Source organism: Microcoleus sp. F4-D5 (genome assembly GCF_036704885.1).
Lineage (GTDB): Bacteria > Cyanobacteriota > Cyanobacteriia > Cyanobacteriales > Microcoleaceae > Microcoleus.
In genome coordinates this window covers 101,807-127,707 of sequence record NZ_JAUBSX010000002.1, presented here as the reverse complement: position 1 = coordinate 127,707, position 25,901 = coordinate 101,807, and the positions used below count along the sequence as shown (strand labels likewise).

Below are 25,901 nucleotides of genomic sequence, written 5' to 3'. Positions count from 1 at the left end.
TCAAGAAAAAATGACCGTACAACTAGATAAATGACTACAAAATGAGCGAAATTTTGTTGTTCGTGGTAGTGTTTGTAAATCCTTATGGGTTTTACCCTCAATCTTGGTAAAAAGGTTGTGGGGCTTTTGCTGCCGTATCCCAGCACAGCAGGCGGATAGAACTAGAAAGAATGCAGGAGTATGTAACCGCCCAAAATTCGTCTTTTGGCCCAGACCCCAGACCCCATTCTCTCTGACCTGCAATTTTCGAGCTGTGACTGTTCCGGAAAACTACTCGGTACTAAGTCATATAGGATACAAGACAAACATCTCTACAAGTCCCGCAAATCTAGGGACGCGCAGAGAATTTTGTACAAAATCTCTAGCGAACTGTATCCTGAAAAAACAATTCTTGATATGATATCGCGTGTTATTGGCGTGGTGTGGTGTGTGAGGAGCGAAGATGCCGAGTTCTGTTGATTTCAACGGTAGACCATTTCATTTCATCGGCATTGGTGGGATTGGGATGTCAGCCCTTGCCTACATTCTAGCTAAACGCAAGTTGCCTGTGTACGGCTCGGACCTTAGATCGAGTCACATAACCGAGCGCTTGCAAGGAATGGGAGCTCACATTTTTTGGCGTCAAGACGCCAGCAATTTTGAATTATTTCAAACTGCCCTCAACGGTAGTAGTCCCGACCGGGGGGCGCTTGGGGCCGTATCCTCGGCAATCGCGGGCACGGTAGCGACTTCCGTCGCGACAGCCGAAGCTCCCAAATTGAACGGCAACGGTTCAAGCGGCCAAGCAATTCCAAGATTGCCTCAAGTAGTATGTTCGACGGCAATTCACCCGGAAAATGCCGAATATCGAGCCGCTTTAGATTTGGGCTGTCCGATTTTTCATCGATCGGATGTGTTGGCAGCCTTAATTCAAGATTACCAAAGCATAGCCGTAGCTGGGACTCACGGCAAAACTACTACTAGCAGCTTAATCGGTTTCATGCTGATGGCTGCGGGTCTAGACCCGACGATTGTGGTAGGAGGCGAGGTAAACGCTTGGGAAGGCAATGCCCGTTTGGGGGAAGGGCCCTACTTAGTTGCCGAGGCTGATGAATCCGACGGTTCTCTCATCAAGCTAGTAGCCAAAATTGGCATAGTGACGAATGTGGAACTGGATCATCCAGACCATTACGATACCCTCGACCAGGTAATAGACACATTTAAGGTGTTTGCCCAAAACTGTCAAACCTTGGTGGGCTGCATTGACGACCAAATCGTCAAAGATTGCCTTCAGCCTAATGTCAGCTACAGCTTGCAGCAAAACAGCGGTGCTGACTATACGGCTTCAGGCGTGGAATACGGAGCCGAAAGCACCAAGGCAGGCATTTGGGAGCGAGGAGCTTTCCTGGGGGAATTGGAGTTGAAGTTGCTAGGCAAACACAATCTCAGCAATGCACTAGCTGCGGTAGCAGTGGGTCGATTGTTGGGGTTAGAGTTTTCGGCGATTGCCAAAGCGATTGCTGGCTTTGAAGGAGCTCGCCGCCGTTTTGAGGTGCGGGGTTTTCACAATGACATCCTGTTTGTGGACGACTACGCCCACCATCCTAGCGAAATTCGTGTCACCTTGGCGGCGGCTCGCTTGCGCATCGAAGGTAGCGAAAAAAATCCCAAATCCCGAAGAGTGGTTGCGATTTTTCAACCCCACCGTTACAGCCGGACTCTGACATTTTTGCCAGAATTTGCTCAATCTTTTGGGGATGCTGATTTGGTTGTGGCTTGCGATATTTATAGTGCTGGAGAACCGAATTTAGGAGAAATTAGCGGGCAGCAGGTTGCTGATTTGATTGCTAAAGAAGGTAGAAAGGTTGAGTTTGGGCATTCCCTGGAGTCGGTAAGTAAGTTTTTAACCGAAAATCTGCAACCGGGTGATTTGGCTCTGTTTTTGGGTGCTGGCAATCTGAATCAGATTATTCCAGAGGTTATGGCTTTTTATCAACAAGCCGATCGCCCGAATTAGCTCAATCGCACGCCCAAAAGAGTTGAGCCGCAACCAGGGCGGTGCAGGTTATACCGACACTGCTGAAAGGCTCGCTCACAGGGGCGGCATAAGTTAGGTAAATGAATTTTCAACCACGTCTTCTCTTGGCAGGTATTTTTAAGGATTTTCAAGATGGTGACTATCTCGAATGACTCCTCTGTTAAGGACAATCGGCGAGTGTATTCTCCTATTTCTTTGCGGGGAACAGATTGCAAGATTAACTCTCAAGTTTCGCTGGCGGGCCTGACTTCGTTCCGAGTCGGCGGCCCGGCCGAGTGGTACGTTGCTCCCCGCAGTATGGAGGCTTTGCAAGCGAGTTTTGCCTGGGCACAGGATGAAGGGGTGCCGGTGACTCTGCTGGGTGCGGGTTCTAATTTGTTGGTGAGCGATCGGGGTTTGTCCGGTTTGGTCGTCAGCACTCGCTACCTCAAACAGGTGAATTTTAATGCAGAAACAGGTCAACTTACAGCCGGGGCGGGGGAGTCAATTCCCCGCCTCGCTTGGTTGGCGGCAAAACGGGGCTGGAAAGGTCTAGAATGGGCAGTCGGCATACCGGGCACCGTGGGAGGGGCTGTGGTGATGAATGCAGGCGCTCACAAAGGCTGTACTGCTGATATTTTGGTCAACGCTCGCGTCCTATCCCCTGGCGGCAAGGTGGAAATTCTGACTCCCCAAGAGTTGGAGTACCGCTACCGGACTTCGGTGCTGCAAGGGGGCGATCGGCTAGTAACAGAAGCGACTTTCCAGTTGCAGCCGGGATTCGACCGATCGCAAGTAATGGCAGAAACTAATAGCCATTTCAGCCAGCGGCGGACAACTCAACCTTACCACTTACCGAGCTGTGGCTCAGTCTTCCGCAACCCGGGCCCGAAGACGGCAGGTTGGTTCATCGAACAAGCGGGACTCAAGGGATACCAGATCGGCGGGGCGCAAGTAGCTCAGCGCCATGCTAATTTTATTCTTAACTGCGGGTCGGCAACGGCCAATGATATTTTTCAAGTGATCCGCCACGTTCAACAGCAAGTCGAGCAGCGGTGGTCGCTGTTGTTGGAGCCAGAAGTTAGAATACTGGGAGAGTTTCCCTTCTAGGGCATTATTAAAGTAATAAGGAAACGGCAGACTGCCAGCCCACACACCATCACAAAGTAGCTATGACAAAATCAGGACAAGGATTTGGCTTCGGCCTGGGCAAAATGAAAGAACTGACTGAAGCTTTCAAAAAAGCTCAGCAGGTTCAAGAAGGAGCTAAAAAGCTCCAAGAAGAGTTGGATCAAATGGAAATTGAGGGAACTGCCGGCGGCGGCTTGGTCAAGGTTTTTCTCAGCGGCAACCAAGAACCCCGCCGCGTGGAAATCTCGCCGGATGCCCTCGGTGAAGGTGCTGATGTGGTGTCTGAACTCGTCACGGTGGCGATGCAGGATGCTTACGCTAAGTCTACGATGACGATGCGGGAGAAAATGGAAGAACTCACCGGCGGACTGAATCTCCCCGGTTTCGGTTAGTCATTAGTCATCAGTCATTAGTTATTAGCTATCTGTGTTTAAAAATGGCTCTATAGCTAATGACTGATGGATTTCTCTGAATCAAGAAACATTGCTAAAAAGGAGAAAGGAAAATTTTTCTTTCTTCCTTCCGCTGACCAATTACTAATTATCAATTACTAATTTAATGTCTTATAAATTATTGTTTGTATGTCTCGGAAATATCTGCCGATCGCCCTCAGCAGAAAATATTATGAATCACTTAATTGAACAAGCTGGTTTGAGCGATCGCATTACCTGCGATTCGGCCGGAACAGCTAGCTATCACGTTGGCAGTCCCCCTGACAGGCGGATGGCATTGGCGGCGCGGAAGCGAAACATTGAATTGTTAGGCGAAGCCCGCCAATTTACCAGGAAAGATTTTGAAAATTTTGATTTGATTCTGGCTATGGATCGGGACAATTATCGCAATATTCTTGCTCTGGATGCTACGGGAAAGTATAAAGATAAAGTGCGGCTGATGTGCGATTTTTGCCAGAAATACGACCTTAAAGAAGTGCCAGATCCTTACTACGGCGGCCCGGAGGGATTCGATCGAGTAATTGATTTGCTGCACGATGCTCAAGCGGGTTTGTTGGAGTACGTTATAAATCAGGAAAATTTAACAATTACCAATTAACAGTTACCAATTACCAATTACCGACTAAATGGTGTTCCATCGCAAAGCGAACGAGTTCTGCTCGGTTGTTGCTGTCGGTTTTTCTGAACAAGCTGCTGACGTGCTTTTCGACAGTTCGAGGACTCAGGTTGAGTCGGGACCCTATTTGAATATTAGAAAGACCTTCTGTCAGCAAATCTAGCACTTCTCGCTCTCGCTGAGTCAAACTCGGAGCATTTTGGCTGGGAGATGCCCGTGAAGCGGAGCTATCCCGTAGGGAATCGCCTGTCTTTGACTTTTGAGTTAAAAAATCTGCTTCTGGCTTGCCATTGGCTCTGCTGCGTGCCTCTGTTGGCGTCGGTTCGGGCTCCGGGGTACGAGAGGGGGCCTGAGCGATAAGAGCGTAGCGATCGAGCAAAGAGCGAATAACCGCCCCTAATTCCTGGAGTTCAAAAGGCTTAGCCAGATAATTGTCGCACCCCATCTGATAGCCGCGAATCCGTTCCTCTGTGCTCGTGCGTTCCGTCAAAAAAATCACCGGCAGCAAGCGGAAAGCGGGACGACTCCGAACTCGCCGCACGAATTCGTAGCCATCCATCTCGGGCATTGTAATGTCGGTAACAATCAAGTGGGGCCCAAATTCATCTACCAAACCTAAAGCTTCTTTGCCGTTCTCAGCAGCGATTACAGAGTATCCGGTAATTTCTAGATAATCGGTAATCGACAAGCGAGTCGCGAAATCGTCGTCAGCAACCAGAATCGTTAATGGCATGGGGGGGAATTAAAAATTAAACATTAAAAGTGACTGATTTCACTTTTAATGTTTAATTCTACTGTTTAATTCTCTTGATAACTGGCAGTTAAAGTAGCCGGTTGTCCTAATTTGCCCTCCAAAGCTACGCCGCGCCCGTTGGCTGCCAAATGCCGCAGAGTTTTGTAAATTGTCTCGATTTGCTCTGGTCTTCCTGCTTTTTTGGCTAGTTCTGCTACAGACAGAGGTGTTTGAGTGTCTTTGAGCACTTGCAGTACCCGCTGCTGCAAGTCCAATACAGCAGCGGCCGCTTTTTTGCCAGCTTCGACGCCCGGTTGGTGATAGGCATTGACATTCACCAAGGAACCGTAAAAACCTACGGCTCTTTCGTAGAGGGCGATTAATGCTCCTACTGTCCGAGGGTTGACTTGGGGAATTGTGACAGTAATGGAATCTCGGTGATTTTCGTACAAAGCTTGTCGAGTTCCCTGCAACAAACCAGACAAATAATCTCCCGAAGTGACGCCGGTTTCTACTTCTGGGGAAATGCCTTGCCTGTCTTCCAAAACTTCGATAAATGTTAGGAAGAAATTCGGCACGCCGTCTCGCAGTTGCTGGACGTAGGCGTGTTGGTCGGTGGTGCCTTTGTTGCCGTAAACTGCGATTCCTTGATGAACTGTGTTGCCGTCTAAATCTTCCTGTTTGCCTAGAGATTCCATGACTAATTGCTGCAAGTAGCGGCTGAACAATAGCAGTGAATCTTTATACGGCAAAACTACCATATCTTTCTCGCCGCGTCCGTTGCAAGCAAAATACCAGGACATTGCTAACAAGGCGGCGGGATTGTGTTTGATTTCGGTGGTTCTGGTAGCTTCGTCCATGACTTTAGCGCCGTCTAGCATCGCCCGAATGTCGATGCCTTGCAAAGCTGCTGGCAAAAGTCCGACTGCTGACAATTCGGAAGTGCGTCCTCCCACCCAATCTGCCATTGGAAAAGTGGTAATCCAGCCTTCGGATTTGGCTAATTTGTCTAGTTGGCTGTTAACTCCGGTGATGGCAACTGCTTGTTTGGCGAAGTCTAGTTTTTCGGCGGCGAAGGCTTTTTGAACTTCGATCATCCCGTTGCGGGGTTCGGGCGTGCCGCCGGATTTGGAGATGGTAATTACTAGGGTGCTGGCGAGTTTGTCTTTGATTTTGTTAAGGATTCGATCGATCCCCGCCGGGTCTGTGTTGTCGATAAAATGAATTGCTAGGGGCGGAATGTCTGGGGATAAAGCTTCGGCGACAAATTGGGGGCCTAGGGCCGAACCGCCGATGCCGATCGAAATTATGTCGGTAAATTGCGGAGCAAAGGGCGGTTTAATATCGCGGTTTTGAACTTTCTTGACAAATGTTTCGACTTGTGATATTACTTCGAGTATTTCTTGTTTTAATTCTGGAGTGGGAGCTAAATCGGGGTTTCGCAGCCAGTAGTGGCCCACCATGCGGTTTTCGTCGGGATTGGCGATCGCACCTGCTTCCAAAGCTGCCATGTCTTTGAAAGCTTTGTCAAATTTGGGCTTCAGTGCTGCTGCGAAAGCGTCGTCGAATCCCATGCGGCTGATATCGAGGTAAAGTCCCAATCCCTCGTGATAGTAAAGCCAGTCTTGATAGCGTTGCCAGAGTGCTGCGGCGTCCATAGGAATTCTCTACAATTTTTTTAATGTTCGATCGGCGTCGTCAGGAATCCACCAATTGTAGTTTAAAACGATCTGATGTACGGCTTTTGCAGAATCCCAATAAATTTAAGCACGAGTCCTCTGAAGGCAGCCGGAACAGAAGGCAGTCATTCGATTTTAGATTTTAGATTTTAGATTTTGGATTGACCCCACGGATCAATTCGGGGGCTTGAGGATTTTAGATTTTAGATGCTTTCGATTGATTCCACGGATCGATCGCGTGGCGGGTACCACCTTTGAAATTCTTGGTCAGAGCATTCGGCAGAACTAAACAAGAAAAATATGAGTTGCACACCACTCTTCATAGGTAGATCGCCCGTTCATGGCAACACCCCATAGATAGATCGAAGCGGCACAGAGATTTAAGTGCAGTCGGGGTTGGGCTTTGACCCCTGGTTTAAAAATATTCAAATGCAGGCGATCGGAATCTGTAAAATAGTCATTGCGGTCAGGTTAAATATACTTTTAGCTGTCACTCAATAATCGGCTAAAAATATAGTTAACAACTGTCAACTATCTGAAGTGTAGTATAATATACAGATATTAGAATTAAAGTGCGATTCACTATGCTTGCTCTATCTCCCGAATTAAAAGAAAGGTTAGCAACTCCGCTCAAAATCGGCGATTTTGAAGTTAAAAGTCGCGTCCTGCAATCGCCCTTATCCGGCGTTACTGATTTGGTATTTCGCCGCTTGGTGCGCCGCTACGCGCCGGATTCGATGATGTACACGGAAATGGTGAACGCTACGGGTTTGCACTACGTGAAGCAACTGCCGAGAATTATGGAAGTTGACCCGAACGAGCGCCCGATTAGCATTCAATTGTTTGACTGCCGGCCAGATTTCTTGGCAGAAGCGGCGCAGAAAGCAGTGGCAGAAGGAGCGGATACTGTTGATATTAATATGGGCTGTCCGGTTAACAAAATTACTAAAAACGGGGGCGGTTCTTCCCTGCTGCGAGATCCGGAAACGGCCGAGGCAATTGTGCGGGCTGTTGTGGAAGCGGTAGATGTTCCTGTCACGGTTAAAACTCGGATTGGTTGGACTGACAAAGAAATTAATATTTTGGAATTTGCGAAGCGGATGCAAGATGCGGGAGCAAAAATGATTACCGTGCACGGCCGCACTCGATCGCAAGGTTACACCGGCCCGGCAAAATGGGAGTGGATTCGCCGAGTTAAAGAAGTTTTATCGATTCCAGTTATTGCTAACGGGGATATTTTTTCAGTAGAAGCCGCGATGCGATGTCTGGAAGAAACCGGCGCTGATGGAGTCATGTGTTCGCGGGGAACTTTGGGCTATCCTTTTTTGGTGGGAGAAGTTGATTATTTCTTGAAAACTGGTGTTGAAAAGATACCTCCGACACCAATTGAACGTCTCGAATGTGCTAAAGAACATTTGCGGGCATTGTGGGAATATAAAGGCGAAAGCGGTGTTTGCCAAGCGCGCAAGCACTTAACCTGGTATGCTAAGGGTTTCCCGGGCGCTGGGGAATTGCGGGGCGTGTTGGCTGTGGTAGAAACGGTTGAACAAGGTTGCGATTCGATCGATCGCGCGATCGAGCAATTGCCCGCATAAACCTTACCCGCAGATTTCAACTAGGGGTTACAGAAACAAAATTCACCTCTGCGGGCTAAGATTTAAGACAAAGTTAAAAATTTGTGTGTGGGGGAAAGCATGGATTCCTTAAAAGGGCGAGATTTATTAAGTCTGGCAGATTTAAGCATTGACGAATTAAATTATTTGCTAGATCTAGCAGCTAGTTTAAAATCGGGAATGGTCAAGCTGAAACGCAATAAAGTTCTCGGCTTGTTATTTTCCAAAGCTTCAACGCGAACGCGGGTAAGTTTTACGGTAGCAATGTATAAATTGGGAGGGCAAGTGATTGACCTCAATCCCAACGTTACACAAGTCAGCCGCGGCGAACCTCTGGTAGATACAGCCCGGGTTTTAGACAGATATTTAGACATTTTGGCGATTCGGACTTTCGAGCAAAAGGATTTAGTTACTTTTGCCAACTATGCCAAAATTCCTGTGATTAATGCACTGACAGATGAGGAACACCCATGTCAAGTGCTGGCAGATTTAATGACAGTAAAAGAGTGTTTTGGCAAGTTGAAAGGGGTGACTTTGACTTATTTGGGCGATGGCAACAATATGGCTAATTCGCTGATGTTGGGCTGTGCAATGACGGGAATGAATGTCAGAATAGCTTGCCCTCAAGATTTCCAGCCGAATGCTGAGATAGTGGAAAAAGCTAAGAATATTGCTAAGGGAAAAACAGAAGTTACTGTGACTGCCGATCCGGAAGCTGCAGCTAAGAATGCTCAAGTGATTTATACTGATGTTTGGGCGAGTATGGGACAGGAAGAGGAAGCAAAAATCAGGATTCCTTTGTTTGAACCCTATCAAGTAAATGAACAATTGCTGAAGTTAGCAGATAAGAATGCAATTGTATTGCACTGTTTGCCCGCACACCGAGATGAAGAGATTACCGATGCAGTGATTGAGGGCAGTCAATCGCGCGTTTGGGATCAAGCAGAAAATCGGATGCACGCTCAGCAAGCTTTGCTAGCAAGCATTCTAGAAAGCGATTAGGAATTAGCTAAAAATTAGTCGGTCGGGCGATAAAATCGACCTGCTCGCTACTTTTTGCAGACCGCTTCCGCTATCATTTCATTTGAACCAGGATTATTTGCAAACAGCCTGTAATTATCCGTTTCAACCATAATTAATTGCAATCTCTTAAGTAAAAGAAATGAATCATATCACTCCGACAGACTTACTCGAAAATCTCAAATGGCGATATGCCACCAAACAGTTCGATCCAGCCAAAAAAATTGCTCCAGAAATCTGGACAGCTTTAGAAGATGCGTTAGTGTTAACACCATCTTCTTATGGGCTTCAACCTTGGAAATTTCTGATTATCACCAGCTCGGAACTTAAAGAACAGCTCAAGCCCCTCTCCTGGAATCAGTCACAGGTTACTGATTGCTCTCATTATGTCGTGTTCGCGATTAAAAAGAATCTCACTGCCGAGGATGTCGATCGCTTTGTTGCCCGCACTGTCGAGCTGCGGGGCGGGACTGTAGAGGCAATGGCAGGATATCGGAATATAATCGTCAGTGACTTGGTGGATGGTGCCCGCAGTTTTAATATCAATCAATGGTCAACGCACCAAACTTATATTGCACTGGGCAACTTTATGACCAGTGCTGCATTGCTTGGTGTGGACACCTGTCCAATGGAAGGAATTGAACCTGTCAATTACGATCGCCTGTTGGGTCTTTCTGCAAAAGGCTTGACTACCGTCGTAGCTTGTGCGGCTGGCTATCGCTCTGAAGCAGATAAGTATGCTTCACTCGCAAAAGTAAGATTCCCTAAGTCAGAAATCTTAGAAACTTTATAGAACCCATTTGGTATCTTTTCGAGCGAACTATATGGTTTTGAGGGGACAGTTTTACCAGAGGATTTAATACCAGAGTCAGGACTTTAAGCTAACAGGCATCAAACCAGATACAACCTAGATACCTCAAAAGCTTGTGAGACAACAAAAAGATCCTAAATGGGTTCTATAAACCCGGGATACGCTGTAAGTCGATCGCAATAGCGCACCTCAGCGCACCCTAAAAAGATATTAAGAGGCTCCGAAATTCACTTTTGTGACTTCACCTGCGACAACATTAACAGTTTGTTGAATCTGACTGCCATCAACCTTTAACTGATAAGTTCCCGGAGAAAGCTCGATCGCCCCAAACCATCCTTTACCATCCGCGCGCAGTTGACGCACCTGGGCAGCAGCATCGATCGACTGCAATGTCAAGCTGGCACCGTCGCAAGTTTGAGCGCACTGCTGCAAATTTCCGGCGATCGCACCTGCAGTCGGCCGCGACTTCCAAGGCATATCGGGAACGGCTGCTGCTGTCGCCCACACAGGCTGAGTTTCATAGGTTTTGCCCGTCGCAGCATCAACGTATTGACTCGGCACAGAAAGCGCGGTGTAAAACAAATCGTTGCTTTGGGGAACGTATTTCCAAGGCTGGCGGGGCAAATCACCGCTACCGCCCGATCGCAGTTCCACATTCGTGTACACGTTGCTGCTAGCGTAGGAATAGAGAACCGTACCTGCGACGTGATTTCCTTTCGCAGACGGCTGTTCGGCGCGGCGAATCTGGCCTAGAGTATCTTCGATGTAGTTGAGGTAATTGCCGGGGCCGATCGCAATTTGGCGGTTGTACTGGTGGTCTTTAGCGTACTCGATCCAGCGGTCATAAGCGAGTTTTTGCGATCGTTTGTACTCGCGCTGGTAAGTCATCGGCATCGCCATGTCTAAGATCCCTTCTTCCAGCCAAGCGCGCCAATCTTGCAATACTTCTTTGTAAGGCTGCGTTTGATACCACCCTGCATCGTTTGTCGGGCCGTCTCCCCAGGCGATCGTGGCGGCGGTAATTTTAACGCGCGGTTTAATCGCAAGGCTTTCTACATAAAGCTTCCGCACTAAATTTGTTACCTGATCGCGCCGCCACTGCATCCAGGCGGGATCGGTGGGTGCGGGTTTGCCCGATCGACCTGTTTGCTGGTTGAAACGGGCGATCGCAGTCGGATTGTAGCCCCAAGTCGGCGCGCCGTAGCGCACGTAATCCAACTGTACGCCGTCCACATCGTAGCGCTTCAGCAAGTCCAAATAGACGGAAACAGTATAATCTACGGCGTCTGGATGGCCGGGATCGAGATAGCCTTGGGCTTCCCCACCGTAAGTCAGCATCGCCCAATTGTCGTTTCCTGGGGCAGAAGGCCCGTGTTGTTGCCAAACGTGACCGGCGGGAAGTTTGGTGCCCGAAACCACCGGCAGCGTCACCATCCAAGCGTGTACTTCAATGCCTGCGGCGTGGGCTTTGTCAATCAAATCTTGCAGGGGATCGAAACCGGGGGGAACGTTGGGATCGAGGGTGCGGGGTTCGATCGCACTCGTGTAAAAGGCATCGCCGCGGCGGCGGACTTGGGCGACGATCGCGTTGGCATTTGCCCGCTGCGCGTCTGCGATCAATTTTGTGACTTCTTGAGGCGTTTTGAAGCCGGGGTTGAAGGCGTCCACCCAGAAGGCGCGAAATTCGGCGGTTTGGGTTTGTGGGGGCATAGTGGCGTTAGCGAAGCCCTCGAAGAGGATCGCGCGGGATGGGAAATTGGAGAACCAGCCCGGAGTCAGCAGAAAACTAATTGTTAAGCCGATCAGGAACAAGCTTGACAAAAAGAATGTTTTGGTCTTTCGCATGAGAAGTGTGTGAGAGAGCGTTTAACAGTCCTTTACGGGCTTTTGGTTTGAGAGTCCGCTTGACATTTTCGCACATCTTTGAGTTAAAGCAACTTATGGGGCCAAGCTGTGTTGTGGAATAGCGATCGCTTATACTGAACTCTGGTATTTTGTATACGATCGCTCTATTTTTTCAATGTACGAACGCACTGATAGTGAGATAGAAGCAATTCAAGAACTTCTTTCGCCACACTTTGGGACTGGCTTTGAGCCTGACGAAGTAGCAAATAGCGAACAGATAATAATCCAACAGGTATTGGAATACGTAGGTAGCCGATTTACCCGGATGAAGTATATCCTCGGTCTTGCCCTTGATTTTGCGATCGTCGCACAGCGTCTATCTAATGTTGATGACTCTGCCAAAGAATTAAGAGAGCAGCTTACAATTGAAGAATTATTTAAACGTTATCAAGTTGTCACTGAACGGGGAGAACAACAGGCAAATACACTAACTTTAAAATTTGCTCAATCTACTCAAGTAGGTATCCGACGTATAGAAGAGTCAATTGTTCAATTTTTTCACAGTCTAAATCGTTCTAAATATCCCAGTGCTTATGTTTACAATACAGGTCAATGGCAAAAGTTTCAAGACCTGCTGATTCTCTGTTTTCGTCTGTCCGAGTCGGGACGCTTTCAACTCTGCCAAAAACTTATTGATTTTGGTCTTGAACGATTGCAAAAGAACATATTTGTTACTAGAGAATCGTTACGAGTTCGTTTATTTCCAGAGATAATAAACAATTACCCGCGCAGCGCTCCAGATGAGAATGGGGGTTTAGTTTTTCAAGCCATTGCTTGCGGTTATTTCAAAGCCGATCGGCCTCATCTCAGCTTTGTCGTTGATAAGGTACGAACAGGGTCGTCCAGACAGCGCCGTTTTGGAGATATTGACTGTTATTACGGTCTGGATCTAGAAATATCAATAGAAGTAAAAGACTGCCACATTTCGCTTAAAAACCTCAAGCAACAATTGGGAAGTTTCCAGAAACAAGTAACAGGCAATCAAATTCTTGGCGTGGCTTTTGTACTTTCCATAAACAGCGAAGCGCGTTCTCTACTTAGCGACGACGGCATCATTCCGTTCGCACAAGACGAGCTAATTAGATCCGTGAGGATCTGGGATTGGCAAAAGCAGGATGCTGCAGTGCATGAAATGCTTCACTATCTTGCTCACGTTGAACAGAATCCTAGTGCTGTTGCCAGGCTACTGGCATTTATCGGCGAGCGAGATCCCGGACACAACTCTCTTACTTATTATCAAAGTTAAACTATGATTTCAAGAGCAAGCTGAATGGGAAACTTTAATTCTGCATTGAGCGACTTTACTTTTTGCGCTCTGGCTCTAAAAATTTCATCATCTGAGTGGCTTTGATAAGCCTTGACAACTTCCTTTCCTACCGCCAATCCTAGTAGTGGCGGTACGGCATTTCCGACTTGAAGGTACTGTGATGTTCTCGAACCAATAACCTCAAAATCATCATCAAAAGATTGCAGCCTCAATCCTTCGCGGACAGTCAATCCTCGATGCTGACTAGGATGAGTGGCTCGTGCAGACGAAGGTTTTCTCATGTTAGATGTTACAGCAATAGCTGGTTTATTACTAGCTAGTCGAGCATAGCTATTGTGAAAACCGCTGGCTGGTTGAAGGCGATCGGGAATAGACTTTCGGTTTCCACCATCTGGGATATACTTCAGAATTTCAATTAACTTTTGTGAATGATTGGCAGCCTCGTGATGTAGCAGTATGTTGGCGGTCTTGCGCCTAGCTATTTGATAGTCAGTTTGTGGCATACTCTGGTAAGATTTACATATTTCTCCAGCATTTAATGGCGGTAGATCTGAAATTGCATCAGCTACAGTCACATAATAGTGAGAAATTGGCACTGGAAACTCAGGCGGCAGCAATCCATCAAGCCAACCTATAAAAAAAGCACGTTTTCGCAGTTGGGGTACGCCGTAATCAGCCGCCTTTAAAAGGCGACATTTCATGTGATAGCCGATATCAGCAAAGCTAGCGATGACTGAATCGCGCACTTTGCCTCCCTGCATTACCAGCATTCCTTCAACATTCTCGATAATGACATAAGCAGGACGAATTTCAGCCACCAAGTCGCGAAAATTGCGCCATAAAGAATTGCGAGGATCTGTTATCTCTCGCTTGCCAACAGTGCTGAATCCTTGGCACGGTGCTCCCCCCGTAATAATGTCGATTTCTGCTGCCGAAATTTTAAAGAATTCCTCTATTTCGGAAACGGTTGTCTGGGTTAAGTCAGATACCAGACACGGAAGTGGAGATAGGTTGCGTTCAAAAGTTTGTTTGGCATTTTGACAGTAATCTATGCCGCCGATGCTTTGGATGCCAGCACGTTTAAAACCCAGAGTTAACCCTCCCATGCCGCAAAATAAGTCAAGGCTGCGCGGAAAACGCTTGGTTTGAGTTTTTGTCATCGTCAGCTACCTCCTGATAGTTTCCACCGGGAAAGTTGTAGATTTTCGCGCCCGCTTGACATTTTCGCACATCGGTGAAATTTTGGGCGAAAATACACTGAACAGGCGATTCCCTACGGGATAGCTGCGCTTCACGCACTTTTTGAACAAATGATAGTACCGCACTTTCAAACGCTAGCCCTTCCGGGTAACAGCTACTCAACTGCCAGCAATTTACTCGATCGAGTAGACTTGTTGCCCCCAGAATTGCGATCGGCAACATCACCTAATTTTCTGGATACTTTCTTGAACTGTGAAGGATACGCAGAATTTCTACGCTTTCTTCTTTTACTCGATAGATGATGAGATAAGAGGTATTGGAAATGACAAGTTCTCTAGTAGCTTCTGGGCGACCAACTCTACCCATAAAAGGAAACTCGGCGAGTTGACCTACAGCACTCTGAACCTTAAAATTAATTGCCTTGCTGCCTCTGGATCGTCTTTAACAATATATGCGTGAGCCTGTTCTAGATTTCGCAAAGCTTGTCGCAGCTACTTAATTTTCATTGGTTAATTTGACAAAAACTGCTTGGACTTCATCATCGCTGGCAAAGTCTCCAGCTTCCGCCTCGGCAATGCCTTTATTAATCTCATCAAGCAGCCATTGATAGATGTCCAGGTAAGAAGCGATCGCTTCGTTCAAAACATAAGTTAAATCCCGATCCGTGACATTGGCGATCGCCTTCAGCGCCTCTTTTTTTTCGCTATCAAGGAGGAATGTAAAACTTTCTTGACTCATGGCTGCCCTTTGCTGTTATGGGAAGAGAGTAAACTGGTACTATGATAGCGTATAGATTCCTATTTTTGCGAAAATAAACTGAACTGGCGATTCCCTACGGGATAGCTGCGCTTCACGCACTTTTTAAACAAATGATAGCACCGCACTTTCAAACGCTAGCCCTTCCGGGTAACAGCTACTCAACTGCAAGCAATTTACTCGATCGAGTAGATGGCTGGCGCCAAGAAGCAACCCGAAAGTTGCAGCAAAGCCAGAGAGGAGAAAAGGGACAATTTTTAACACCTTCCTCAGTCGCAAGTTTGATGGCGGGAATGTTTGAATTTAACTGTCCCGATATATCGCTTTTAGATGCCGGTGCAGGAATTGGTTCGCTGTTGGCAGCCGTTGTTTGCGAGCTTTGTCAGCGCCCAAACAAACCGCGTAGCCTGCACGTTACAGCTTATGAAATTGACCTTATTTTGATTGAATACCTCAAGCAAACTTTAGAATTGTGCAGTATTGAATGTCAGCATTTTGGGATATCTTTTACCTGTGAGATTCGCGAAATTGATTTTATTCAAGACAGCGCCGATATGTTGCAGCCCAATCTATTTACACAACCAGTAAAACGGGAATTTACCCATGCAATTATCAATCCTCCCTATGCCAAGATAGACGCTAAATCCCAAGCCCGAACCTTGCTGCGTTCTATAGGACTAGAAACCAGCAATCTCTACGCTGGCTTCACAGTTGCTGCCGCTCACCTGCTCAAACCAAACGGTGAATTAGTGTCGATTACTCCCCGCAGCTTTTGCAACGGTTTATACTTTCGAGATTTCCGCAAAGTATTCCTTCAAATGATGGCTTTACGTCAAGTACATATCTTTGAATCCCGACAGTTGCCATTTCGCGATGATGCGGTGCTGCAAGAAACTATTATTGTGCGCGCCACCAAACAAATAGAACAGCCAGATACTGTACTAATTACCTCAAGCAGCAGCGCGGGCGAGGACCTGGTTTTGTCTCACCAACTGCCCTATACCGCCCTAATTAATCCCCAAGATTCCGAGCAATTTATTCGGATTTTACCGGATTCTGTCAGCCAGAAAGTAGTCGAGCAAATGGCTCAATTTACTTGCACCCTAGAGGAATTAGGCTTAACAGTTTCCACGGGAAAAGTTGTAGATTTTCGTGTTCGCTGTGACTTGCGGCTAAAACCTGAGAACGGTACAGTCCCGCTGATTTATCCCGCACACTTCTCGGCTGGCTGTGTTGAATATCCCACCGCAACGAGAAAGCATCAAGCTTTAGCTGTCACGGAAAAAACTGCTGTACTTCTCGTACCTAACGAACATTATGTTTTGAGCAAGCGCTTCTCGTCAAAGGAAGAGAAAAAGCGAATTGTTGCAGTTGTCTGGGATGCCACTAAAATTAATAGTTCTAGCCTGGGTTTTGAGAACCATTTGAATTACTTTCACCAACAGGGACGCGGATTAGACCTCACCCTGGCGCGGGGATTGGCAGTTTATCTAAATTCGAGCTTGGTAGATGCGTTTTTTCGACTGTTCAACGGACACACTCAAGTTAATGCTACGGATTTACGCAATTTGAAGTATCCTAATGTAGAGCAATTACTTTTACTTGGTAGTGAAATTGGAGACATATTTCCTACACAGCGGGAGCTCGATAGACTTGTCGAGAGACAACTGCTGAACGCAACAAATCCGTTAGAAAATAGTCCGATGACAATCAAGAACCGTATTGATGAATCTCTAGAAATACTTGCAGCGTTGGGTTTTCCAAAAGGTCAGCTTAACGAACGTTCAGCCTTAACTCTTCTGGCTTTGCTTGACCTCAAGCCAAAGGATGCTTGGGAATTGGCAAAATCTCCACTTCTGGGAATCACACCAATTATGGAATTTATGGCTCAGCAATACGGTAAAAAGTATGCACCAAATACGCGGGAAACTGTGCGCCGCCAGACTGTGCATCAGTTTCTCGATGCAGGTTTAATTGTTGTTAATCCTGACAGTCCCGAACGTCCGGTGAAGAGTCCACAAACTGCATATCAGATAGAAGAAAGTGCTTTGGAACTGCTGCAAACTTATGACACTTCTGACTGGGAAAAGAATGTTCGGGCTTACCTCCTTTATTTGAACGGAGAAAATTTTTTGCAGGGTTATTCCAAAAATGAAAATATTTGTGAGTCTGAATGATGGTAAAATGCACTATTTATATGGCGGCCGCTGGCATCGGAATGACATATACTGTGATGCAAGCGGTTTAATTGACCGGAATTGTCGATCGCACTCAGTAAATTAGATAAGTAACTAGGCAAAATATCTCTGCAATGGAAAAAAAGCAAAACGCTGGATTGTGGGTATCAGTATTGTATTTCGCTCAAGGTCTCCCTTACACCGTCGTTAATTTAATGTCGGTGATTTTTTTGAAAGGTATGGGAACCAGCAACGAGATTATCGGATTGACAAGTCTTTTGTCTTTTCCTTGGGTTTTAAAAGGTTTGTGGGGGCCAGTTGTTGATTTGTATTCCACCAAACGCAAATGGATTTTAACAACCGAAATCATTTGTGCTTTTCTGTTTGCTTTCCTAGCTTTTGGCGTATTAACGCCGGCACCGATTATTATATCGCTTGTTATCTTTACGGCGATCGCCTTTGTGTCAGCTACTCACGACATCGCCATTGACGGATTTTATTTAAACACTCTCAATAAAGACCAGCAAGCCTTGTTTGTCGGGGTTCGGAACACGGCTTATAGAGGTGCTGTCATTGCGGGTAGCGGTGTATTGGTGTTCTTAGCCGGGAAACTGGCCGAACAGCATTTAGTCACCGGAAATACAGGCGACACCAAAACATATCAAAACATTCCGCTGTCACTTTTCGGTTCGGATTTTAGCGTGTCTGCGCTTAACTACGGATGGGCGACAGCCTTTGGTATTTGTGCGATTATGTTTGTGCTGATATATCTCTTTCAGCGGTGGTATCTTCCCTATCCTCGAAATTACGCTCTGGAATCCGACACCCCTCAACAAACAACCAGCTTTATCGAAGCATTCAAAACCTATTTTCAGCAAGATAAAATAGGTTGGATTGTGGCTTACGTCTTGATTTTTCGCTTGGGAGATGCCTTGACGTTTAAAATGGCTCCTCCATTTTTAATGGATAAAGTTGAGAAAGGAGGATTAGCAGTTTCTACGTCGGATATGGGCTTATTATCCGGTACTTTAGGGGTAATGTTTCTCTTAATTGGAGGGTTGCTTGGCGGTTATTTGATTGCGAAACAAGGATTGAAAAAATGGATGTGGCCGACGGCTATTCTGCAAAATTCGACTAACGTGCTGTATTGGCTGTTGGCAATCAATCAACCGGGGATTGAATGGGCTTATGCTGTAAACTCGATCGAGCAATTTACTTACGGACTTGGCGTAGCTGCCTATACAGTGTTCTTGATGCGGACTGTCCGCCCTGAATACGAAGCATCTCACTATGCAATTACAACGGCTTTTATGGCCGCAGGAGTGCTAATTCCGGGCGTTTTCAGCGGCTACTTGCAGGCGAGTCTCGGCTATCAAAATTATTTTTTGATGAGCGCGCTGGCTGTGATTCCCGGTATGCTGACCATTTTCTTTCTGCCCCTAGAAGATGAGAAAAAATTAGCATCCATGCCGAGGCCTGGACTGGACGATTTCGATTAATATCAAGTCCAGTCACTATAATTATAAGACCCGGCCGGGGCGGGTTTACCAATGTCTGCACTACTTTTGGAGATTTCGGTCAACCCCTCCCTACAGGAATATTGATGTTTTTCATCATGAAATGAGTATACATTCTGTGCGCTTGCGTTCAGAAGATAAAATAAGGACACAACATTGTTGTGTCCCTACCGAATATCTGTATGGCCAGCCGCCAACTAAATTGAAATAAAGTCACTAGCTGTTAGGGGACTACTTGAAAGGCCGGGAATACTGGCAAGAACTTCGCCGTTACTGGCAATTTCAATCGTCGTTATAAAATCCCCTGGAGTAACTCTCAATTGGTTGAAGCTCAAACCTCGGCTCAAACCAATTAAATCTTGACCCTTTTGAAAGTCTATAAGTGTATCTGTACCGCCAACGCCTAACACAAATATGTCGCGTCCAGCGCCACTAATTAAGAGATCTGAACCTGCTCCGCCAATGAGCGTATCGTCCCCGTCTCCCCCGTTCAAATTGTCATCCCCTTTGCCGCCGAATAACTGGTCGTTGCCGGCGCCACCGCTGATAATATCGTTGCCTTTATTGCCGCTGAGAGTGTCGTTTCCGCCGTTGCCAGTGATAATATCGTCGCCTGCAAAACCCGATGCTGTGTTGTTGGCATTGTCGCCTGCTAAATTATTAATTTGGGACAGATCGAGAGCAGTTTTCATTGCTGCAATGTTTGCTAAAAAGGAGCTTCCCGGAGCGGTTCTTAATTGTTCTAAACTGCTGCGCGATTCCAGCGATGTTGCCAAGGAGGGCAGTGCAAAGTCTAAGCCAGCTAACAGTTCTAAATAATCTGAATCGGTGAAAGTGAAATCCGGGCGGTTCAACTGGTCTACAGAGATTTCTGCCTGAGTTAAGCCGGGAGGAGGAGCAGTTAACAAACCGCTTTGGGTGTGCTTGTCCAAGACAAGTAGTGGGTTGATAATCGGGTTAGTAAATGTTTGAAGAACTACTTTTCCGGGGAGAAAAGCTTCTCCTCCCAAACTCACAAAATCGCCGCTAACTATGTAGTGAGTTACATTTTTTCCGGCCCCGGCTTTTTGCTTGAATGTATTGACTGTACTCTGATCGACTCCGGGAGAATTGAAGGTGACAACATCTCCGATAGTAGATGTAAATTCGGTGGCGGCTAGTTGCGTTATGGCGCCGCCCAAGCTGTGTCCGAGAAGGTCTGGTGGCAAGCGGCGGGGGTTTTTTGCTGTATCTTGACTGATTTGTGTGAGCCAATTTCCTAATGCTTGTTTGTTGGCTTCAAATTGGTTGAAACCGGCGCCGCGCGGGTCTGCGTTGGCAATATCGTCTACGGGCGAGTCAGTGCCACGAAATACCAAAACAGGCGGTTTGTCTGGGGTGGTGGAAATTAAGCCGATCGCGTGCAATCCAGTTCCGGGATCGTCAAAGGTGCGATCGATTTGGTAGCCAGCAGCGGTCAAACCTGTTTGAACTACAGTTTGAAACTGGGGCTGGCCATCTATGTAAGCAAGTTGCTTGGCTATAGTTTCGTAAGCGGCGGGGGAGGAGGGCATATTTTTTTATTTCCTGTCGTTAGATTGGGAATTAGTGTTTAAGCTACTTAATTAATTTTACTGTAAACTCCGGTTATCAACCATATTAATTGGTCATTTTTAGTGTTTTTTTAATGGCAAATTTTGGAGAGATTTTTTAATACAAAAAAACACTCTAGCTACAAAACCCAGGCCGGTTTCGCGCCACCAAAAACACCAATTTTTCTCGCCCTCAAGCTAGACAAAATCTACCCGCGTAATATCGCTGGCAACTACGCCTCTGAGAGTAGCAAGAATCTCCCCAGTAATCGGGATAGTAATTAAAGCTCCGTCACCACCTTGGGTTACTCTAATTTGAGGAAAAGTTAGACCCCGCGACAGTGTAATTAAATCTTCACTATCTCGAAAATCTACAATCACATCTGCTCCGCCGCCGGATTCCAATACAAAGCGATCGCGCCCCGCACCGCCAATTAAAAAATCGCTGCCAAACTCGCCGGAAATCAAATCGTTTCCGTCGCCACCCTCCAAATAATCGTTATCTCTGCCGCCGTACAAGAAGTCGTCGCCAGCACCACCGGTGATGCTGTCATTACCTCGATTGCCTCTGAGAGTATCGTTACCGCGGTTGCCGATAACTGTATCCTCTCCAGGGCCGCCAGTAGCAGTATTGTTGCGATCGTCCCCTGATAAATAATTCGGCTGTAATGGAGCTAAGCCGTATTGCATTTGTCTGATTAACTGCACAAAAGAAAATTCTGGTGCTGTTCTGATACTCTCTGCACCTCCTCTGGTTCTGATGGCTACTGACACATTGGGCAGGGCCAAATTCATCGCAGCGATAAACTCGTTAAAATCTGAGTCGTTGTTATAAGCAAACTCGCGACTATTTAATTGTTCTACAGAAATTTGCCTCTGCAAAAAACCGACTGGCGGAGCAGTTAACAAATTTTCTGTTCGATGTTTTGCCAAAACAGTTAAGGGATTAATACTCGGGTCTGTAAAACTTTGGATAAATACTTTTCCCGGCAGAAATGCTTCGCCAAACAAGGTGACGAAATCTCCGCTGACAATGTAGTGATTGACATTTTTGTTGCCGGCCCTGCTGAGATTTCTCCGAAAAGTGTTGAATGTACTCGCTGACACTCCCGGAGAGTTGAAAGTAAAGATATCGCCGGTCTGAGATGTGTATTCGGTTGCTACAATTTGAGCGACTGCTCCGCCCCAACTGTGTCCGATGACATCGGGCAATAATTTGTTGGGGTTTTTAGCAGTATTTTGACCGATTTCTGCGAGCCAATTTTTGAGATTATCTTTGTTCTTTTCAAATTCAGGTAAACCAATGTCTCGGGAGTCGGAAAAGATAGCGTCGCCGTCGATGAAATCTGTACCTTTAAATACCAGGGCTGGCGGTTTTTGGGGATCTAGTGAACCGAACCCGATCGCATAAAAGTTGGTTTCTGGGTCGTCGAATATGCGATCGATATAGTAGCCATTAGTATCTAGGAAACGCGAAACTTCATTGGCCGCGCTAGGCTTTTGATTCAAAAAAACAATAGATTTAGCCAGAGCTTCATAAACAGCAGGCGAGGCACTCATAATATTATATTTTCTGTTTGTTGGTATTTGCGATCGCTCTCTTCTCGAGCTAATTGTCCAATGGCAGCCATTATAGCTGACAAGATTTGTATGGTACACTTGATAAGATCAACTCAAGAATTAAGTTTTTGCGGTTATGGCTATCATTCGTCAATACATTGCTCCATTAATAGCGGTATTAGTATTTTTCGCGGCTCTGGTAGCAGTCAGCGCTCGCATCTTTTTGCCTGGTGACATGGCTGCCCCGGCACCGATTGAGGAAGCGATCCCCCAAAAACAAGCGGCAGCAGTCAATCCAATTTTCTTGGGGCTAAATTATGCCGCTCTCGGTGTCCGCTGAGCTGATGTCTGCTCAACTGATACCGGGTTACTGGCTGCGATCGGGATCGGGACTCGATTCGCGGGCAAAACTGGTAAAGTTTATGCACCGGACATACCGAGAGCTTTACCCGGACGGGGAATTGGGACATTTGGCTCAAACTGTCGAGCAGTATTTTTCTAACCAGACGCCGGTTTGGTGGGTAGAGTGCCAGAAAAACAGCCAGGAAGAGGCAGAAATTTTGCCGGTGCTTCCCGAACAGTATCTCAATCCGCAATCTCAAGCCCAAAATCTCCAATCTGTGGTGGGATGTTTGTGGTTGGGAAATGCGATCGACCAAACCACCGGAGAACGCTACGCTCACATTTTTTTGCTGTACGTAGCACCGGAACATCGCCGTCTGGGACTCGGTGCAGCTTTAGTTATTCATGCTGAAAATTGGGCGCGGGAAAGGGGCGATCGGCAAATTGGTTTGCAAGTATTTCTGAGCAATCAGCCTGCGGTGAATCTCTATCAAAAATTAGGCTATCAAAGTCATTCCCTCTCAATGCTCAAATCCCTTTGAAATATAAATTCTACTGGTTGGGAATCAGGGTTAAAGTCCTGATTCATCCCAATTATGAGGAATTCACTCCTCACTACCAACTTAAGTAACAGCAGAGATATTCGTTTGTAGTAAGGATTTTAGTCCTGATTCATCCAAATTATGAGGAATTCAGTCCTCACTACCAACTTAGGTGACAGCAATTATGAGGACTGAATTCATCGCTACCAAATTAGGTGACAGCAGATGTATTTGTTTGTAGTAAGTCATATGTTGCACCATTATCAATTAGCTTTTTATGAAAAGGCTTTTGCGCCTGTTCCACAACAGATAAATTTTCTCGCGGAACGGGCAGGACAGCCTGTTGCTGACAATGGTGCAAGATCTCAGTAGTAAGGTACTGCGCGCGCACCCTACAATTATTGACTGCTGACTGAGTTGCTGAGGAGCATCCTCTGTGCGGTAAAGTTTTTTTATGAACAATAACGACTACCCCAACGCGCTTGATACTGACACGGAACTGGAAAGCCCTTTGGATCAATTTGACGAATCCGAACCCCCGCTGCCAGATCCCGAGGAAATGCTGCCTTTGCTCGAATCCCCGGAACCTCAGCACCGGATGATTGCGGCGCGGGCTTTTTGCGAACTGCAGGACGATCGAGCAATTTCGCATTTAATTAATTTATTGAGAGACGGTTGCCCCTTGGTGCGAGTGAGCGCGGCTTATGCTTTGGGGCGAAATCCGAGTCCCGATGCTGTGGAACCGCTGATTCTTCAGCTTAACCGCGATTGGAACGGTTACGTTCGCAAAGGGGTAGTTTGGGCCTTGGGAAATTGCAGCGATCAGCGCGCTTTGCCATCTTTAATTGATGCTCTGAAAACTGATATTTCGGCGGTGCGTTTGTGGGCGGCGAGTTCTCTGGGTCAAATGGCAAAAGTTGGTTACTATGTGGTAATTACTGCTATTCCGCCGTTGATTCAAGCCCTGCGGGGAGATGCTGTGTCTGCTGTGCGAAGTAATGCCGCTTGGGCGATCGGGCAACTGGCGCGGGAATTGCCGAATAATGTAGTGTACGCTGGGGCGATCGACGCTCTGATTGAAGCTTTAGAAGAAGATGAAGATATGGGCGTCAGGGAAGATGCTAAATCTTCACTTTTGCGAGTTGGCGACCCGCGCGGATTGCAGATAATTGAAGATTTAGAAATGGAAGGACTTTTGTGATTTAAACGCCCCCATTACCAATTACCCATTACTCATTATGCCTTTCATTAGTGCTAAAACAGATTTTGGTTTCAAAAAAATATTTGGTTCCCCCCAGAGCAAAGACATATTGATTAGCTTCCTAAATGCTATGCTCTATGACGCGCAGCCAACCATTGAAGACTTAGAAATTATTGACCCTTACGCCGCGCCAAGTGTTACTGGATTAAAAGACACTTACCTGGATGTTAAAGCCAAAATTACAGGCAACAAAACTGTGATTATCGAAATGCAGGTAATAAATGTAGAAGCTTTTACTAAACGGGTAGTTTACAATGCCGCCAAAACCTACGCAACTCAACTCAAACCCAGGGAAGGATACTCGAAATTAAATCCTCTGATTGCTTTAACAATTACAGATTTTATTCTGTTTGAAAATACAGAAAAATTTCTCACCCATTTTGTATTTAAAGAACTCCAAGAAAACTTCGAGTATTATAACAGAGAAATCGAATTAGTATTTGTCGAACTGCCCAAATTTAACAAAGAACTGGAACAAATCGAAAATCTAATTCAAAGCTGGATTTACTTTATCAAAAATGCTCCCCAATTAGATGAAATTCCCGAAAAATTTGCATCAATCCCCGAAATTAAAACAGCTTTTTCCATCGCCAGCCGAAGTAATTTAACCCTTAAGGAATTAGAGGAATTGGAAAAGCGGGAAATGTTTTTTGAAGACCAGCGCGGTGCTGTTATTAAGGGGATGCAAGAAGGTCGCCAAGAAGGCATAATTGAGGGGCAAACAGCATTAATTCTCCGTCTACTCGCGCGGCGCACTGGTGAAATCCCGCCAGAAACTAAAACTCGCATTCGGCAGTTATCTCTCGAACAATTACAGGATTTAGGAGAAATTTTGTTAGATTTTACCAGTCAAGAGGATTTGATAGCTTGGTTGGAATCGGTGTCAGCGCAGCAGCAGTAAGGACACGGCAGTGCCGTTTCCCTACAGATATCATGTGCTAATCTAATAGGTCGGGTTCCCGGCGCACTATCATGTCGTAAAGCGGTTGAAAGCTAAACCATCCCATGCGGTGAGACCCTACTTGCTGCTGTGTCAAACGGGCACATTCTGGCTTGATGAGAATTGGTTTTCCCGCTGCTTCGGCCATTAACTGCGCTTGACAAGAACGTTCCATTGCAATAAACCACCAAGCCGCTTCATCTACTGTTTGACCTACTGTTAACAGTCCGTGATTTTGTAAGATAATGGCTTTTTTCTCACCTAAAGTTTTGGCGATGCGTTTAGCTTCTTCGATTTCCAAAACAACTCCGGTGTAATCGTCAAATAAAGCTTGGTCTTCATAAAAAGAACAAGCATCTTGCGTCAGCGGGTCAAGCAGGCGACCCAAACTCGACCAACTTTTGCCGTAGGGAGAATGAGCGTGGGCTGCTGCGATTACGTCGGGGCGGGCGCTGTGCACTTGGGAATGAATGGCAAATGCTGCTTCGTTTACGGGTTTATTTCCTTCAACAACTTCGCCTTTGTGGTTGACTAAAATTAGGTCGCTGACTCGAATTAAACTAAAGTGCATTCCAAAAGAATTGACCCAGAAATGGTCTAGGTGTTCGGGGTCGCGGACGGTGATGTGTCCGGCAATTCCTTCGCTGAATCCGAAGCGGGCAAATAATCGGAATGCGGCGGCTAAACGCTGTTTGCGGTGGCGGCGTTCTTCTTCAATTGAGTTGAATGTTGGGGGTTGAAAAGTGACTTTTGGGATTTTTATTGCAACCATATATTTTATTTTGTAAGGGAATGGGTAATTGCTAATTGTG

24 protein-coding genes are annotated in these 25,901 nt (G+C 46.4%); 14 read left to right on the top strand and 10 right to left on the bottom strand.

Annotated elements, in window-relative coordinates; all coding sequences use genetic code 11:
- Positions 1-442: 442 nt before the first annotated feature.
- The 4 genes from murC (at position 443) to QUA80_RS01855 (ending at position 4,177) form a co-directional block, all read left to right on the top strand.
- Positions 443-1,996 carry a UDP-N-acetylmuramate--L-alanine ligase gene (murC, locus tag QUA80_RS01870; RefSeq protein ID WP_333420867.1) on the top strand — a complete coding sequence of 518 codons (1,554 nt, stop codon included), beginning with the start codon at positions 443-445 and terminating at the stop codon, positions 1,994-1,996.
- Positions 1,997-2,149: 153 nt separating this feature from the next.
- Positions 2,150-3,106 (top strand): UDP-N-acetylmuramate dehydrogenase, encoded by a 957-nt coding sequence (gene murB, locus QUA80_RS01865; RefSeq protein ID WP_333420865.1) that lies wholly within the window; start codon positions 2,150-2,152, stop codon positions 3,104-3,106.
- A 62-nt stretch (positions 3,107-3,168) separates the two neighbouring features.
- Positions 3,169-3,519 (top strand): YbaB/EbfC family nucleoid-associated protein, encoded by a 351-nt coding sequence (locus QUA80_RS01860; RefSeq protein ID WP_333234470.1) that lies wholly within the window; start codon positions 3,169-3,171, stop codon positions 3,517-3,519.
- Between the two features lie 166 nt (positions 3,520-3,685).
- The gene (locus QUA80_RS01855) at positions 3,686-4,177 is read left to right on the top strand and encodes a low molecular weight protein-tyrosine-phosphatase (protein WP_333420864.1); all 492 of its coding nucleotides are present in this window, start codon (positions 3,686-3,688) and stop codon (positions 4,175-4,177) included.
- Between the two features lie 10 nt (positions 4,178-4,187).
- Here QUA80_RS01855 and QUA80_RS01850 read toward each other — a convergent pair whose 3' ends face one another.
- Positions 4,188-4,928, bottom strand: coding sequence for a response regulator transcription factor (locus QUA80_RS01850; RefSeq protein ID WP_333420862.1), 741 nt, complete (start codon positions 4,926-4,928; stop codon positions 4,188-4,190).
- 65 nt (positions 4,929-4,993) lie between these two features.
- Positions 4,994-6,586, bottom strand: coding sequence for a glucose-6-phosphate isomerase (locus QUA80_RS01845; protein ID WP_333420860.1), 1,593 nt, complete (start codon positions 6,584-6,586; stop codon positions 4,994-4,996).
- A gap of 605 nt (positions 6,587-7,191) precedes the next feature.
- Between QUA80_RS01845 and dusB the strand changes: the two genes are divergently transcribed.
- The 3 genes from dusB (at position 7,192) to QUA80_RS01830 (ending at position 10,033) form a co-directional block, all read left to right on the top strand.
- Complete coding sequence (gene dusB / locus QUA80_RS01840; RefSeq protein WP_333420859.1) at positions 7,192-8,202, top strand: tRNA dihydrouridine synthase DusB; 1,011 nt, start codon at positions 7,192-7,194, stop codon at positions 8,200-8,202.
- A 99-nt stretch (positions 8,203-8,301) separates the two neighbouring features.
- Complete coding sequence (gene argF / locus QUA80_RS01835) at positions 8,302-9,222, top strand: ornithine carbamoyltransferase (RefSeq protein WP_333420857.1); 921 nt, start codon at positions 8,302-8,304, stop codon at positions 9,220-9,222.
- A 160-nt stretch (positions 9,223-9,382) separates the two neighbouring features.
- Positions 9,383-10,033: an NAD(P)H-dependent oxidoreductase gene (locus QUA80_RS01830; RefSeq protein ID WP_333420855.1), complete on the top strand. Its 651-nt coding sequence runs from the start codon at positions 9,383-9,385 to the stop codon at positions 10,031-10,033.
- A gap of 228 nt (positions 10,034-10,261) precedes the next feature.
- Here QUA80_RS01830 and QUA80_RS01825 read toward each other — a convergent pair whose 3' ends face one another.
- Positions 10,262-11,896: a family 10 glycosylhydrolase gene (locus QUA80_RS01825; RefSeq protein WP_333420853.1), complete on the bottom strand. Its 1,635-nt coding sequence runs from the start codon at positions 11,894-11,896 to the stop codon at positions 10,262-10,264.
- Between the two features lie 175 nt (positions 11,897-12,071).
- On the opposite strand from QUA80_RS01825, the gene QUA80_RS01820 reads away from it, so the two are divergent.
- Positions 12,072-13,202, top strand: coding sequence for a hypothetical protein (locus QUA80_RS01820; protein ID WP_333420851.1), 1,131 nt, complete (start codon positions 12,072-12,074; stop codon positions 13,200-13,202).
- Here QUA80_RS01820 and QUA80_RS01815 read toward each other — a convergent pair.
- The 4 genes from QUA80_RS01815 to QUA80_RS01800 form a co-directional block, all read right to left on the bottom strand.
- Entirely contained in the window at positions 13,199-14,383 is a 1,185-nt protein-coding gene (locus tag QUA80_RS01815) for a DNA cytosine methyltransferase (RefSeq protein ID WP_333420849.1), read from the bottom strand. The two genes, QUA80_RS01820 and QUA80_RS01815, sit on opposite strands and share 4 nt — an antisense overlap.
- Entirely contained in the window at positions 14,343-14,645 is a 303-nt protein-coding gene (locus QUA80_RS01810; protein WP_333420847.1) for a hypothetical protein, read from the bottom strand. The genes QUA80_RS01815 and QUA80_RS01810 overlap by 41 nt, the downstream gene beginning before the upstream one ends.
- Before the next feature lie 3 nt (positions 14,646-14,648).
- A complete protein-coding gene (locus QUA80_RS01805) occupies positions 14,649-14,789 on the bottom strand; it encodes a type II toxin-antitoxin system RelE/ParE family toxin (protein WP_333420845.1) in 141 nt (46 codons plus the stop codon).
- A 129-nt stretch (positions 14,790-14,918) separates the two neighbouring features.
- Positions 14,919-15,161 (bottom strand): CopG family transcriptional regulator, encoded by a 243-nt coding sequence (locus QUA80_RS01800; RefSeq protein WP_333420843.1) that lies wholly within the window; start codon positions 15,159-15,161, stop codon positions 14,919-14,921.
- 131 nt (positions 15,162-15,292) lie between these two features.
- Between QUA80_RS01800 and QUA80_RS01795 the strand changes: the two genes are divergently transcribed.
- Together QUA80_RS01795 and QUA80_RS01790 are read left to right on the top strand one after the other, a co-directional pair.
- Positions 15,293-17,356, top strand: a complete 2,064-nt coding sequence (locus QUA80_RS01795; protein ID WP_333420841.1) for an Eco57I restriction-modification methylase domain-containing protein — start codon at positions 15,293-15,295, stop codon at positions 17,354-17,356.
- Positions 17,357-17,490: 134 nt separating this feature from the next.
- Positions 17,491-18,855: an MFS transporter gene (locus tag QUA80_RS01790; protein WP_333420839.1), complete on the top strand. Its 1,365-nt coding sequence runs from the start codon at positions 17,491-17,493 to the stop codon at positions 18,853-18,855.
- A gap of 215 nt (positions 18,856-19,070) precedes the next feature.
- On the opposite strand, the gene QUA80_RS01785 is transcribed toward QUA80_RS01790, so the two are convergent.
- Entirely contained in the window at positions 19,071-20,426 is a 1,356-nt protein-coding gene (locus QUA80_RS01785; RefSeq protein WP_333420837.1) for a calcium-binding protein, read from the bottom strand.
- A gap of 216 nt (positions 20,427-20,642) precedes the next feature.
- Positions 20,643-22,004 (bottom strand): calcium-binding protein, encoded by a 1,362-nt coding sequence (locus QUA80_RS01780; protein ID WP_333420834.1) that lies wholly within the window; start codon positions 22,002-22,004, stop codon positions 20,643-20,645.
- Between the two features lie 136 nt (positions 22,005-22,140).
- On the opposite strand from QUA80_RS01780, the gene QUA80_RS01775 reads away from it, so the two are divergent.
- The 4 genes from QUA80_RS01775 to QUA80_RS01760 all read left to right on the top strand — a co-directional run bounded on the left by QUA80_RS01775 (position 22,141) and on the right by QUA80_RS01760 (position 25,050).
- Positions 22,141-22,344 carry a hypothetical protein gene (locus tag QUA80_RS01775; protein ID WP_333420833.1) on the top strand — a complete coding sequence of 68 codons (204 nt, stop codon included), beginning with the start codon at positions 22,141-22,143 and terminating at the stop codon, positions 22,342-22,344.
- 4 nt (positions 22,345-22,348) lie between these two features.
- Positions 22,349-22,888: a GNAT family N-acetyltransferase gene (locus QUA80_RS01770; RefSeq protein ID WP_333420831.1), complete on the top strand. Its 540-nt coding sequence runs from the start codon at positions 22,349-22,351 to the stop codon at positions 22,886-22,888.
- 454 nt (positions 22,889-23,342) lie between these two features.
- Positions 23,343-24,089, top strand: a complete 747-nt coding sequence (locus QUA80_RS01765; RefSeq protein ID WP_333420829.1) for a HEAT repeat domain-containing protein — start codon at positions 23,343-23,345, stop codon at positions 24,087-24,089.
- A 37-nt stretch (positions 24,090-24,126) separates the two neighbouring features.
- Positions 24,127-25,050 carry an Rpn family recombination-promoting nuclease/putative transposase gene (locus QUA80_RS01760; protein WP_333420827.1) on the top strand — a complete coding sequence of 308 codons (924 nt, stop codon included), beginning with the start codon at positions 24,127-24,129 and terminating at the stop codon, positions 25,048-25,050.
- Between the two features lie 37 nt (positions 25,051-25,087).
- Here QUA80_RS01760 and QUA80_RS01755 read toward each other — a convergent pair whose 3' ends face one another.
- Positions 25,088-25,861, bottom strand: a complete 774-nt coding sequence (locus tag QUA80_RS01755) for a class II aldolase/adducin family protein (protein ID WP_333262849.1) — start codon at positions 25,859-25,861, stop codon at positions 25,088-25,090.
- Positions 25,862-25,901 lie beyond the last annotated feature (40 nt).